The following is a 12,913-nucleotide window of genomic DNA, read 5'->3' as shown; positions in this document are numbered from 1 at the left end:
CCATGACACCATGGCAAATGAAATTATCTCGCATTATTCCATAGAAAAACCTGCAATTTCCTTTATCCGACATAATGAAAATCTAACGTATCAGGTGGTTGATGAATCAACCGGACAGAAATACCTATTGCGTATACATAAAGCCGCTTTTGCAAGCATGACGGGCATCCAGCATACTCGACCTGCACTTGAAGCAGAGATGAATCTACTTCATGAATTACGAGCTACCAGCCCATTGCGGGTGCAGATACCTGTACGCAATACATTGGATGAGTGGGTCACTGTCTGTTTGGACGAAACAGGAGAAGAGATCTGTTGTACTGTTCTGGAATGGATCGAGGGCAGGGATATCAAGCAGGGAGAACGTCTGACAACAGCGCAGATCCATGATTTAGGCGTACAGTTGCAGATATTGCACCAATATGGACGAAAACCAAAGGAAGCTCCTAAGCCACAGGTGGGTTCACAGGTGTCTGAAAGCGGACAGCAGACGAATGACCGTGAACAGCACGTTGTTAGGGCGATCATCTCAGAGGTATATACCGATAGCGATAGCCCTGCCTTGGACCGAACGGAAGTAAGACCAGCCTACGGCTCGATCAAAGAGAATCTGGTCATGTTGGAGCAATTGGAGGAAGGCGTTAGACGTGGCATCTTTACTCCTGAAGATTTCGATCTGATTCGTGAGACGTTTGAGAACATTAACGGGCAACTCGAAACGTATCCGCAGAATGCCGAGACATGGGGAGTAATACACGGAGATATTACCCGCGGCAATCTACTAGTGACGGATCAGGGCATATCTATGATTGATTTTTGTTTATACGGGTATGGCTACTATCTCTTTGATGCCGGAGGTGCGGCTACGATTTTCAATCGGGAGGAACGGGATGTCTTCCTATCGGGATATACGGAGCAGACAGGACCACTGACGAAGCGTGATATTCGGTTAATGGAAGGATTCATGCTGATTTTTACGTTCGGCTATTTTGCATTTCAGATGGAGAATGAGTCCAGGTACGAATGGATGAAAGAGCGAATGCCTCTTATATGCAGTAAATTTTGCAAACCATATGTACAGAACGAGAGTATTTTCTATGAGTTATAATTTGTGATTTCTAGTGGGTGGGTAGCGCTATGAAGAACATTCGTGCAAAGAGAGTTGCATCGAAGGGGCAGTCTGGTGGCTGGAAGCATGCCGGATTGCTACTTAGCGGAGTGGGCATATCCAATCTGGGTGATTTCATATATATTGTGGCGATTAACCTGATGGTATTGAATATGACACAGTCTCCAGCGGCAGTCGCAGGGTTGTGGATTATCTCGCCGATTGCTTCGGTGTGCACTAAGTTTTGGTCAGGCAGCCTGATTGATCGTTATGATCAGCGACAGCTGATGATTGGTGCTGATATGCTACGGGCATTGTTGGTGGCGGCGCTCCCACTGATGTCCAGCCTATGGATGATGTACGCAGTGATGTTTCTGATCAGCATGTCTTCATCTATATTTGTCCCTTCCTCTCAGGTATACATTACCCGGTTGGTACCTGCTGAACGGCGCAAGCGCTTCAATTCCCTACAAGCCCTGATCAGCTCAGGGGCATTTATTACCGGCCCAGCAGTTGCAGGAGTGATGCTGATTTATCTATCTCCGGCGGCAGCCATTTATGCCAATGCGGTTTCCTTTGCTGCTTCTGCGTTGATTCTAATGTTTCTTCCCAAACTGGGCATTGGAGAACAGAATATAGGGACGGGAAGCAGACTGACGCCTCAAATGATTGCCCAGGATTGGAGAGCTGTACTGAGCTTCAGCCGGAAGTCGGGCTACGTAGTCAGTATATATGCCCTGTTCCAGATTATTCTGGTCGTCGGCATGTCGCTGGATGCTCAGGAAGTGGTGTTTATCCGTCAGGTAATGAACCTGCCTGAATCGCAGTACGGAGCATTAATGAGTGTCACCGGAATCGGTTATTTGGCAGGTTCCATGCTAGTTTGGATGTTCGCCAAACATTTGCCGATCCGTCACATGATGGGTGGCGGTGTACTTCTGGTTGCGCTTGGTTATTTCCTGTTCGCCCGTTCATTCTCGTTTGAACTGGCGGCTGTTGCCTTTATTCTGCTCGGTCTGTGCTCCGCACTGGCGAATACCGGCCTGATTACCTTTTATCAAAATAATATCCCTGTCGATCTGATGGGGAGAATGAGTAGTGTACTTGGTCTTGTGTTAAGTCTGCTGCAGGTGGCTTCCATTTTGATTGCAGGGGTAGTGGCAGAGCAGTTGTCACTTCGTATGGTATATACAGTTGTATCTGGGGTCATGCTGTTAGCTGCGTTGGGATTGTGGGTGACGAGCATGTTTCCTTCCCGAAGCAGGTATTACGATGAACCGGCGAAGTCCAAGGCGATGGTGGGATAACAGGCAGAAATAAGGCAATTCTAGTACAGAATAATGGTTGCCTGAATACCCGAACAGTTCAACGGAACATAACATAAATAGTATTAAACACAGATATTGGCTAATCGAAAATGAAAAATGTATACGCTTTCGAGATGAAACGCATTAACACATTCATGTGATGAAAGTTTACAGTTGTTCAGTTTATCTTGTGTATAAAATGGAAAAAAACAATTATTCAGAAAGAAATCGTTAAGTTTGTTGACACTGATCTTCCGGTCGATTAATCTTAATGAGAAAGTATTAAAAACTTCAATTATCGTTCTGGTACAAGATCAGAATGGTTCCATACAGCGAATGATAGCGAGCGGGAGAGACCTGGGCATGTCGAGTACAAAGGCAGCTGTCGGGCACCGAAGGAGCAAGCTGCTGCGCACCCGGCGCAGCAGTTAATCTCTCAGGTAAATGTACCATCGTTGGACGCAACTCTGGAGAGTGCGCGAACTGCGCCACCCAAGGGGTATATGGTCAAGCAGCACGGTGTGCAGGGTGACATCACCTGTGAATACAGGGATGCATCGATTCGCCGCGCTGCTTATCATGAAACTCTCAGGTATCGAGGACAGAGAGAGGGCCTAGGGCCTTCTTCTGTCCTTTTCTTATGTCATCATTCAGTAATAAAGGAACATTATGGGTGTACGTCTGGATGAAAATGACGATTATAAATGGAGGGTTTGCGATGCGTTTTAAAGACGTTTTTTCAATTATTGGTCCGTCCATGACAGGTCCATCAAGTTCACATACGGCTGGAGCGGCAAGATTGGGGCGAATTGCCCGTCAGTGGCTGGGATGCACGCCTGAACGCGCCCGTTTAACTCTGTATGGCTCGTTTGCTGATACGTATCAGGGGCATGGTACGGATCTTGCGTTGATCGGTGGCCTGCTTGATTATGTGACTGATGATCCGCGTATACCGGATGCAGAACAATATGCAGAGGAAGCGGGTATGGAGGTAGAGTTTTTTACAAGCGGCCTGCCTGCTCCTCATCCGAATACGGTCAAGATTGAACTCTGGCATGGAGACCGTCAATGCACACTAATCGGTGCTTCCATTGGCGGAGGTAGTGTATCGGTGCATGCATTGAATGATTTTCGTGTACAGATCAGCGGAGAGTTCCCCACACTTGTACTGCGACATTCGGACAAAGCAGGGGTGCTCGCTTCCGTAACTTCCACGATCAGTTCGTCCGGGGTGAACATCGGGTACATGCAAGTGGATCGGAAAGCCCGGGATGGTGAAGCACTGACAGCGATGGAGATGGATGGTGCGCCGAATCCTGAGATGTTGAACCGTCTGCGGTCGCTGGATCATATGCTGGACATTCGCGTGATTGATTTGAAGAGAGGGGTCGAGCCTGATGCGGTTTAAACATCTACATGAACTGAATACTATCTGTACAGCAGAGTCTAAGACCATTGCCGAGCTGATGATCGAAGAGCAGGTTCAGGAGACGAATATTCCTGAAGCGGATGTTGTGCAGCAGATGTCGGATTACTATCAGGTGATGAAGGAAGCTGTACACAAAGGGCTGACAGAAGATACGACATCACGCAGCGGCTTGACTGGTGGAGACGGCAAAAAAATGGCTGAGTACATTCGTAAAGGCGAGACTTGTTCTGGAGATGCCTCTGCATTGGCCATGGCATATGCCCTTTGTGTATCGGAAGTGAATGCCTCCATGGGCCGGATCGTAGCGACACCGACAGCCGGCTCCTGCGGCATCATTCCGGGTGTATTTATCAGCTCCCAAGAGCGTTTTGGCTGGAGTGACGAGCACCTGGTGAACGGTCTGTTCTGTGCGGGAGCGATCGGTTATGTCATTGCCAACAACTCATTTATCTCGGGTGCCGAGGGTGGTTGTCAGGCTGAAGTGGGTTCTGCTATCGGTATGGCCGCTGGAGCCATGGTGGAGCTGCGTGGAGGGACGCCGGAGCAAGTGGTTCATGCGGTTGGCCTCGCGTTAAAAAATACACTAGGACTCATCTGCGATCCCGTAGCAGGCCTCGTGGAAATCCCTTGCATCGTGCGTAATGGACTGGGTGCCGTAACTGCTTTGGCTGCGGCCGACATGGCGCTGGCCGGCGTACGAAGTGCTATCCCTTCTGACGAAGTCATTGATGTCATGCTGGAAGTGGGGAGTGCGATGCCGAGCAGGCACCGTGAAACGGCCCAAGGTGGGCTTGCCCAAACACCGACAGGACGGAAAATGATGGAGAAGCTTGCTAAACCAAAGGCGAAGCGTGCTGAGCCTGAGGTTGAAGCTGAGTCTCCTGCTGAAAATGAACCAGAAGCCAAGGCATAACGCCTTTGGCCTGAAATCAATTTTAACTTGGTGTGCCTTTTAATATAAAAAAAGGTGATGTGCTCCCATCATGATACGAAAAGCCGATACGAATTCTTCCTAGTGAAGAAGCGTATCGGCTTTTTTGCTGTTCCCACAAGAAAAATAGGTATTGACGAATATATATCGATTAGATATATTATTTGTTGTCATATATCAATGCGATATATAAAGCTGAGAAGAAGTTATATAATTTAAGGAGATGGATAACATGAAAAGTGTTTTTCAAACGAGTCTTCTGTTTTTGAAAAATGGAGCTACAGTGGTCGGGTTAATTACAGCCGTACTGTTCCAGGTTTTTTTTAATACCATTTGGCTTAGTGGGTATGATCAGGTCAATGCACGGATGAATCAGCTTGCAGTGACCATCGTAAATGAAGATGGGGCTGGGGCGGAGCCTGTGGCGAAGTCACTTGCAGAGGGGCTTCATTTCGCAATCAAGCCTTCGGCAACTATGGAAGAAGCCAGACAAATGTTGACGGACCGGGATGTATACATGATTATCGTGATTCCATCTGGTTTCATGCAGCAGGCGGGAGACTTGTCGGGTCCAGTAGCGGTGAAGTATGTGATGAATGAATCCAACGTGGCTACCGTAAAAAGTGTGATGCAGACCGTATCCGCCCAAGTCACAGCGACGTTGAACCGTGAAGTACAGCAAAATAGCATTCGGGGAGTGCTGAATCAATCAGGTATGGCTGCCGATCAGGCGAATACGATGGCAGTGGGGTTATCTTCCCGGGTGGAGGCAGAAGTGGAACGGCTGAATCCAGTTAACAATTTTGCTTTTTCCATGGTACCGATGTTGATTGTGACGGCTACGTTTACAGGTGCAATGCTGCTTGGCATGAATCTGCAAAAGGTTTCTGGTGAACTCAGTAGCAGGGCAGGAAAATGGGAACGCTTTTGGGCGCGCAATATCATCAATGTTGGTGCTGCATTTATCGTATCGCTCGTTGGAGCAGGGATGATGCATGTTATGGGTGTATCATCAGCAGATGGATGGTGGATGTTATGGCTATTTCAGTTGTTGATTACTTTATCTTTTCTATTCGTGGCGCAATTGAGCTTGCTGCTGCTTGGAAATGCTGGAGCATGGTTAAACAGTGCCTTGTTGCCTCTGCTGATGTTGTCATCAGGCGCAACCATTCCGCGCGATGTCATGCCTGACTTCTATCAACAGATCGGTCATTATCTGCCGGCAACCTACGCGGTGGAGGGCATGATGAATCTGGTGCTTGGCGGAGATGGGATTAGTCATGATGTTCTGCTTCTGGTGGTGATTGGAGCGGCGACGTTGTTTCTGGGTGCGGTGTGCACGTGGATCAAACGCTCAGGTCCTGCACAATCCGGCATACCTTTGGAGTCCAAGTCTGCTGCGACACCTGTCGCTCTGACTGGAAACCTGCCTTCGCCTGATCGTGGATAACATGGATAACGATAAGCCCCCTTTTGCCGGATAAGCCAATCCGTGAACGTCTGATGATGTTGAACGTATAAGGGAGGATGTGATACGTTAAGAGCAATTGGAAAGGAGCGGTACACCGATGAACACGCAGCATGTCATCCTCGGAATACTGCACAATCAGCCATGTTCCGGATATGAGATCAAGCAGTACTTTGAACAATATTTTTCATTTTTCTTCGATGCCAGCTTTGGCACCATTTATCCTACACTTGCCAAGATGGAAAAGTCAGGGTTATTGACCAAAGAATCCGTTAGACAAGAAGGGAAACCTGACAAAAATGTGTATACCTTAACCCCGGAAGGGTCTGCGGAGTTCAATACCTATTTGATGAGCCCCCTGGAAGCAGAGGTGTTCCGTTCTGATTTTCTGATGCGTCTGTATTTCGGAGAGCTGGCGGATGAAGATACTGTCGCAGGGTGGGTCCGGTCGGAGCTGAATCGTAAAGAATTGCTGTATGCCGAGCTGCAACGCCAGATGAAGCAATTCGGCGAACAGATCTCACCTGCACAGCGTTTATGTATGCAAGTGGGACTTGTGCAATATGAGGCTACTATCCGATTGCTCAAGGAACAGCTGGCCGCGTCACAGTAGCTTTTAATAGTATCCATATCCCTAAATCAATTGACGATCCATCAATAACGCAGAAAAATCGCTCTACAGATCAATAACAGATCTGTGAGCGCTTTTTGTGCGTTGCGTTCAATGCGTTGGAATTGTAAAGACACAAAAATTTTAAAAAGCTACGCGATATCTGTACTTAGTACAACATATCCGTATGCGGGCAGCTCAACGGCGAGGGTTCCCTCTTCCTTGGCTGTACGATACTTCTCACCAAATAACTCCGTCCACTCCCCGGCACCCGCCTCCAGTTCGACGATAGCTGTTTCTTCCGAACGATTAAAGAGGACCAGAATACGCTCCTCCTCATCCTGTCGTTCCATCACAAGCTGGCTTCCGCCTTCACGGGCCTGCAGGAATCGAATGCTGCCTTCTGCACGCAGGGCAGGATGGGCATGGCGAAGTGCGATTAGCTTTTGATAAAAGGAGAACAGCTCGCGGTCCTGCTTCGTCTCGTCCCACTCCATACATTTCCGACAACCGGGATCATGATCCCCGTCCAGCCCAATCTCGTCTCCGTAATAAATGCACGGAGTACCCATATAAGTGAATTGGAACAGCGCGGCCAGTTTCATTTTCCGCTGGTCGCCCTCACATAAGGTGAGCAGCCGTGGTGTATCGTGGCTATCCAGCAGATTAAACGCTACTTCGCTGGCTTGCAGCGGATAGCGGGATAGCTGTCGACCGATGGAGTTGGCGAATTGGTCAGCGTGCATGACATCTTTTACAAAAAAACGATTCACAGCTTCCGTAAATGGATAGTTCATCGAGGCATCGAACTGGTCGCCTTGCAGCCAGGAGGAGGACTCATTCCATACCTCACCCAAGATATAGGCATCCGGATTCGCAGCTTTGACCACACGGCGGAAGTCACGCCAGAACGCATCATCCACTTCATCCGCGACATCCAGCCGCCAGCCGTCGGTGCCGACTTCCTTAATCCAGTATTCGGCGACCTCCAGCAAATACGCCTTCACCTCAGGGTTTTCCGTGTTCAGCTTCGGCATGTGAGCTTCAAATCCAAAGGTTTCATACGTAGGTATGCCATCCTTCACATCCAGCGGGAATTCATGCACATGGAACCAGTCCTTGTATTTGGATTTCTCCCCGTTCTTCTGCACATCCACAAATGGGGCGAATGTCTTCCCGGAATGATTGAACACCGCATCGAGCAATACCCGGATTCCACGTGCATGGCACAGTTCAACAAGCCGTTTGGTTGTATCTGCATCACCAAAATGCCGATCTACTCGCAGATAATCTTCGGTATCGTATTTGTGATTGGTTGTTGCCTCGAAGATCGGAGTGAAATAAATGGCGTTAATGCCCAACTCTTCAAGGTAATCCAGATGGTCGATAACGCCCTGAAGATCACCGCCGAAGAAGTTAAACGGGGTCGGCTCACCTCCCCAGGGTTCCACATGTTCTGGATCAAGGTCGGGGTTGCCATTTGCGAATCGTTCAGGGAAGATCTGATAGAAGATCGCATCCTTCACCCATGCAGGCGGTGTAAATACAGCTCCGGGGTGGATATACGGAAACTGGAACATGTGACCAGGATCGTCGGGTTCATGCGTTTGGAAATCCGTTTCGGTCATCCAGATCTGTTCTGTGCCGCTTTTCAGCAGGAAGGAATACTTCAGTCGATGATACGGAGGTTTTACTTGCCCCTCATAATAATCGAACATGGAATCGGATGTATATTTGGTTAAAGGAACCAGCTCTTTAGTGCGATCCCAGGCGTATTTGTCCCCAGTCAGGGCATGTACCTCGGTGAGATCATTCTTTTTGGCACGCAGACGCAGACGAATGGTATCCTTATCGTAGGCATAGGCCCAGTTCCGTTTCGGTTGATGATAGATGGCTTCCAGCAGCATGTTGAATTTCCTCCCGTCGTATACACACGTAGTATGTGAGCAAGTCGCAGCATTCGATGCAGAATTATGCGAAGCGGATGATTAAGGTATAATTTAAAATAAAAAGACATCAATGGTCGTGTGATCATCATTCGTACATTTTATATAAACAAGATACTTCATTATGTTTCAAATATATAATTAACCCAAAGGGTGCAGAAAGGAAACGAATGTGCGCATGAAAACGAAACTGTTATACATTGAAGACGATACGGAAATTGCTACATGGGTCAGGGCCGACTTGGAGGAGCGTGGATATGAATTGGTATGGCTCGGCAGTGGTGAGGGGGCTACTGAAGCTGCAGGGGGTTGCTCGTTGGTTATTCTGGATGTCATGCTGCCGGGACTGGATGGTTTTACGGTAGGACAACGACTCAAAAAGGAACATCCTGAAGTGCCCATTGTCATGCTTTCAGCCAGAACGTCCATTGACGACAAGCTGCATGGGCTTGATTTTGCCGATGATTATGTAACCAAGCCATTCCATCCCGATGAACTCGCCGCACGGATTGAGGTACAGCTTCGAAAGGCAGGAACTGCAATCTCGGCCGATACCGTTGTAAAACTGGACCATTTGTCCATCTACGAGAAAGATCACCGGATCGTGAATGAGGAGACGGGGGAAGAAATTATTTTATCAGGCAAACAGTTTCATATCTTCGCCTACTTGCTCAGGCATATGGGCATGATTCGAACCAAGGAACAGATCTACGAAGCTGTTTGGAACGAATCTTACCTCGACGGAGACAAGACATTAATGGTACATATTCGGCATCTGCGCGAGAAGCTGGAGCGTGATCCGGCGAACCCGACCATCATTCAAACCGTTCGCGGTGTCGGCTATCGTGTGAAGAAGCCATGAGCAAAAAGGCGACGATGCGCGATCCATCCAGTAGGGGTAGAGGAGTGAAACGTAGCTTTCCGGGCAAACGGAAAATGCGTTTTGGAAGGACCCTGATGTCTCGGTATATCCTCTTGATCTTGGCAGCGGTTTTGTTTGTGCCGGTCGTTCTCCCCATTACATCCATCATCTATGTGGTGGTGGTGAACAATACAAATAAAGAGAATACGGCACCTTATGGGGATAGCACGAAAATTAGCAATCTGTGGACCCGGGAATCCGAGAAGTTGGATGGGGCGACCTCTGAAAAAATCAATCAACGTATGGCACAGCTTCACCGCAAATATCCCAAATCTTCGATGTACCGTGTGGACCAAAACGGTAAAACGGCATTTATTCTCGCTGGAGAGGGCGTTGCTGTATCGGAATCGACCGTGGATGGAACAAGGATGACAATATTGAAGTGGACGTTGAATCATCAGAGAACAGAGACCCAGATTCCAGCGATATGGAACTCAAACACTACCATGGAATTTATGAAGGAAGCGTCCTATCGTGATCCGCTAACGGTGGTTTCTTTTGTAGGGGGAGATAGCGAAGACAAGGGACAAGGCTTTATGGTGATTGAGGTCCCAAGGTACCTTTTGCAAAAACCGCAGAACAACTGGCCTATGGAACTTTTGTATTTGGGTGGATTAATGATGATCATCTTCCTCTTATTTATTATCATGTCGATCCTGTTCTTTGCGCGAATTCGCAAGCGGCTCATCCGTCTCCAGACGGCGATGATCACCCCTGGCAAGGAAGGCATTCCACTTCCTGTGGAGATTCGCAGATCGGACGAGATTGGACATCTGGAGGAATCGTTTAACGAAATGGTGCATCAGTTGACAGATAGTCGTCACCGGGAGCGGGAGGAAGAGCAGCTTCGCAAACGTCTTGTCGCGGGACTGTCGCATGATCTGCGTACACCGCTGACTGTTATTCGTGGACATATGCATTCCCTTCACAAAGAACCACTAAGCACAGCTGCGGATACTTCATTGCGTCGTATGGAAGCCAAGATGGATGATTTGAGCGGACTGATCGATAACATGTTGTCGTACAACCTGCTCACCAGCGGAAAATATACATTGAAGCTGGAACAGAAGGACGTCCTGCGAATCGTCAGAGAAACGGCAGCTGCCTGGTATCCCGTTTGGGAGAAAGAGCAGTTTGAGATTGATATCGATCTGCCAGAAGAACCGTTGATCTGGCAGGTGGATGAGCAGGGGTTACGTCGTGTTCTCGATAACCTGTTTCAGAATGTCATCCGTCATGCAGCGAGTGGAAAATATATTGGCATATCGACAGAACAGATCCATGGGGAGAAGGCTCTTGTTATTCAAGATAGGGGCCCAGGATTGCAGGAAGATTCGGATACCAAGGGAACTGGTCTGGGGTTATCCATCGTGGATCTGCTGATTCGTGAGATGGGGCTGCGGAAGAGGGTAGACAGCTCTGAGAACGGATTGCGGGTCAGCCTCTATAGCGGCGGGGGAGCTGGGAAGCCAAGGCCCTAACCTTTTTTTAAACTAAACTTAAACTTCAGCCGACTTCAGCTTTAACCTTGGAAGGTTACGATGATATCCGAGGTGATTAAACAGTGACTAATAACATTATTCAAACCGCTAACTTATGGAAAACATACCGGGACCGTGCGGCGGTCCGTGAACTTGATCTGCATATTAAAAAGGGAGACATTTATGGCTTCCTTGGTCCCAACGGCGCTGGTAAAACAACAACCATTCGTATGCTTCTTGGCTTAATCAAGCCAACCAAAGGTGTCATCCGTGTATTCGACAAGGATATCCGCAAGGATCGCATGGACATTCTGCGACGTGTAGGTTCGTTGGTTGAATATCCGTCATACTATGGACATCTGAACGCGGTGGAGAATCTGGAAACCTTGCGCCGGATATTGGATGTACCCAAATCGAGGATTGCCGAAGTGCTTTCCATCGTGGATCTGACCCGAGATGCCAAACGTTCCGTAAAAGGTTACTCGCTTGGAATGAAACAGCGTCTGGGGATTGCAAGTGCCCTGCTGGGTCAGCCGGAGCTGCTGATTTTGGACGAGCCGACGAACGGCCTTGATCCGGCGGGCATTCAGGAGATCCGGGAGTTAATCAAACGCATGCCCCTGGAACACGGCATTACCGTCCTAGTGTCCAGCCATTTGCTGAGTGAAGTGGAACAGATGGCGAGCCGGGTCGGCATTATCCGTGAGGGGAAAATGGTCCTTCAGGATACGATTGCCAATCTGCATAGCCAGACGGGCAGTTCCATTCGAATGACGGTTTCCGAGCCGGAAGAGGCGATGAAGCTGGCAAGAGAGCAGGGACAGTTCGGTCAACGTGAAGGAGCCGCGCTCACGTTCCCGTATATGGATAATAGCGCGATTGCATTGCTGGTTCGCCGATTGGTTGAGCAGGATCACGCGGTCTATCGTGTCGAAGAGCACCGTCAATCCCTAGAAGACTTGTTCATGCGGGTCATCGGTGAGGGGGCAACGATATGACGGGCCGTGCGTTATCGTCCGACTGGCTCAAAATTCGTGGCAAAGGTATTTGGTTCCTCGTTTTTCTGGCCCCCATTGGACTGACGGCGATGCAAGCTTTGAATTTCGGGCTTCGTTTGGACTATCTGAAAGAACAGTATGGGGGTCATCTGTGGGAGAGTTTGCTGGATAATGTGGTTGTTTTTGTACCGCTTGCCTTGATGCTGGGGGCGACGATTCTCAGTTCGATGATCGCAAATGTTGAACATGAACAGGGATCTTGGAAGCAATTGCTGGCGATGCCAATCACAAGACCTGCGGTGTTCCTGGCCAAGTTCCTGCTCGCTTGTATGCTGCTCATCATCTCCTGTTTGGTATTAACAGCGGGAATTATTGGTCTGGGACTGGTGCTTGGATTCAACGCGGGTGAGATTCCCTGGATACATGCAATTAAACTGGGTTTACTGCCGCTGGCTGGCGCACTTCCGGTGTTATCGCTGGAGCTATGGCTTACGATGGTAAACAAAAATCAGGCTCTTCCCGTCACGCTTGGCATTGTCCTCGCAGTAATGGGCATGTTCGCACTCAGTATCTCACCGTACTTTCCGCTTGCATGGGCGCAGATGGCTTGGGCCAGCCCAACACCATTCGTGTATGTCGGTTTGGGCGTAGGTTCGGGTCTCTTGATCATGCTGCTGGGGATGGTGCACTTTAGCCGGAAGGATGTGGCCTAA

11 protein-coding genes and 2 riboswitches are annotated in these 12,913 nt (G+C 48.8%); of the genes, 10 read left to right on the top strand and 1 reads right to left on the bottom strand.

Annotated features, from left to right (window positions below; all coding sequences use genetic code 11):
• Positions 1 to 10: 10 nt before the first annotated feature.
• From G3352_RS19830 to G3352_RS19805, 6 genes are all read left to right on the top strand, one after another.
• A complete protein-coding gene (locus G3352_RS19830) occupies positions 11 to 1,108 on the top strand; it encodes a phosphotransferase enzyme family protein (RefSeq protein WP_163759078.1) in 1,098 nt (365 codons plus the stop codon).
• Between the two features lie 29 nt (positions 1,109 to 1,137).
• A complete protein-coding gene (locus G3352_RS19825; RefSeq protein ID WP_163759076.1) occupies positions 1,138 to 2,415 on the top strand; it encodes an MFS transporter in 1,278 nt (425 codons plus the stop codon).
• Positions 2,416 to 2,752: 337 nt separating this feature from the next.
• A riboswitch (glycine riboswitch) is annotated at positions 2,753 to 2,876 on the top strand.
• Positions 2,877 to 2,880: 4 nt separating this feature from the next.
• Positions 2,881 to 3,022, top strand: a riboswitch (glycine riboswitch).
• A gap of 111 nt (positions 3,023 to 3,133) precedes the next feature.
• Positions 3,134 to 3,823 carry an L-serine ammonia-lyase, iron-sulfur-dependent subunit beta gene (gene sdaAB / locus G3352_RS19820; protein ID WP_163759074.1) on the top strand — a complete coding sequence of 230 codons (690 nt, stop codon included), beginning with the start codon at positions 3,134 to 3,136 and terminating at the stop codon, positions 3,821 to 3,823.
• Positions 3,813 to 4,757 carry an L-serine ammonia-lyase, iron-sulfur-dependent, subunit alpha gene (gene sdaAA, locus G3352_RS19815; protein ID WP_163759073.1) on the top strand — a complete coding sequence of 315 codons (945 nt, stop codon included), beginning with the start codon at positions 3,813 to 3,815 and terminating at the stop codon, positions 4,755 to 4,757. The genes sdaAB and sdaAA overlap by 11 nt, the downstream gene beginning before the upstream one ends.
• A 250-nt stretch (positions 4,758 to 5,007) precedes the next feature.
• Positions 5,008 to 6,225 carry a YhgE/Pip domain-containing protein gene (locus G3352_RS19810; RefSeq protein ID WP_163759071.1) on the top strand — a complete coding sequence of 406 codons (1,218 nt, stop codon included), beginning with the start codon at positions 5,008 to 5,010 and terminating at the stop codon, positions 6,223 to 6,225.
• Positions 6,226 to 6,343: 118 nt separating this feature from the next.
• Positions 6,344 to 6,856, top strand: coding sequence for a PadR family transcriptional regulator (locus tag G3352_RS19805; protein WP_163759068.1), 513 nt, complete (start codon positions 6,344 to 6,346; stop codon positions 6,854 to 6,856).
• A 149-nt stretch (positions 6,857 to 7,005) separates the two neighbouring features.
• Here the strand turns inward: G3352_RS19805 and G3352_RS19800 are convergent, their stop codons facing one another.
• The gene (locus G3352_RS19800; protein ID WP_163759066.1) at positions 7,006 to 8,760 is read right to left on the bottom strand and encodes an alpha-glycosidase; all 1,755 of its coding nucleotides are present in this window, start codon (positions 8,758 to 8,760) and stop codon (positions 7,006 to 7,008) included.
• 217 nt (positions 8,761 to 8,977) lie between these two features.
• Here G3352_RS19800 and G3352_RS19795 point away from each other — a divergent pair, with 217 nt between their 5' ends.
• The 4 genes from G3352_RS19795 to G3352_RS19780 all read left to right on the top strand — a co-directional run bounded on the left by G3352_RS19795 (position 8,978) and on the right by G3352_RS19780 (position 12,913).
• Positions 8,978 to 9,661, top strand: a complete 684-nt coding sequence (locus G3352_RS19795) for a response regulator transcription factor (RefSeq protein ID WP_163759065.1) — start codon at positions 8,978 to 8,980, stop codon at positions 9,659 to 9,661.
• A gap of 95 nt (positions 9,662 to 9,756) precedes the next feature.
• On the top strand, positions 9,757 to 11,202 hold the full coding sequence (locus G3352_RS19790; protein ID WP_240343150.1) for a HAMP domain-containing sensor histidine kinase: 1,446 nt from the start codon (positions 9,757 to 9,759) through the stop codon (positions 11,200 to 11,202).
• A gap of 83 nt (positions 11,203 to 11,285) precedes the next feature.
• Entirely contained in the window at positions 11,286 to 12,200 is a 915-nt protein-coding gene (locus G3352_RS19785; protein ID WP_163759063.1) for an ATP-binding cassette domain-containing protein, read from the top strand.
• Positions 12,197 to 12,913, top strand: coding sequence for an ABC transporter permease (locus G3352_RS19780; protein ID WP_163759061.1), 717 nt, complete (start codon positions 12,197 to 12,199; stop codon positions 12,911 to 12,913). Before G3352_RS19785 ends, G3352_RS19780 begins: the two co-directional genes overlap by 4 nt.

The organism is Paenibacillus sp. ALJ109b (assembly GCF_010747435.1).
In the GTDB taxonomy this organism is placed as follows: domain Bacteria; phylum Bacillota; class Bacilli; order Paenibacillales; family Paenibacillaceae; genus Paenibacillus; species Paenibacillus taichungensis.
This window is presented reverse-complemented; position numbering and strand designations above follow the sequence as displayed.

What these genes read in the sequence shown, in the direction of transcription:
- sdaAB (WP_163759074.1), top strand. Translation starts at nt 3,134, where the DNA reads ATGCGTTTTAAAGACGTTTTTTCAATTATTGGTCCGTCCATGACAGGT.
- G3352_RS19805 (WP_163759068.1), top strand. Translation starts at nt 6,344, where the DNA reads ATGAACACGCAGCATGTCATCCTCGGAATACTGCACAATCAGCCATGT.
- G3352_RS19780 (WP_163759061.1), top strand. Translation starts at nt 12,197, where the DNA reads ATGACGGGCCGTGCGTTATCGTCCGACTGGCTCAAAATTCGTGGCAAA.
- G3352_RS19795 (WP_163759065.1), top strand. Translation starts at nt 8,978, where the DNA reads ATGAAAACGAAACTGTTATACATTGAAGACGATACGGAAATTGCTACA.
- G3352_RS19810 (WP_163759071.1), top strand. Translation starts at nt 5,008, where the DNA reads ATGAAAAGTGTTTTTCAAACGAGTCTTCTGTTTTTGAAAAATGGAGCT.
- G3352_RS19790 (WP_240343150.1), top strand. Translation starts at nt 9,757, where the DNA reads ATGTCTCGGTATATCCTCTTGATCTTGGCAGCGGTTTTGTTTGTGCCG.
- G3352_RS19830 (WP_163759078.1), top strand. Translation starts at nt 11, where the DNA reads ATGGCAAATGAAATTATCTCGCATTATTCCATAGAAAAACCTGCAATT.
- G3352_RS19825 (WP_163759076.1), top strand. Translation starts at nt 1,138, where the DNA reads ATGAAGAACATTCGTGCAAAGAGAGTTGCATCGAAGGGGCAGTCTGGT.
- sdaAA (WP_163759073.1), top strand. Translation starts at nt 3,813, where the DNA reads ATGCGGTTTAAACATCTACATGAACTGAATACTATCTGTACAGCAGAG.
- G3352_RS19800 (WP_163759066.1), bottom strand. Translation starts at nt 8,760, where the DNA reads ATGCTGCTGGAAGCCATCTATCATCAACCGAAACGGAACTGGGCCTAT.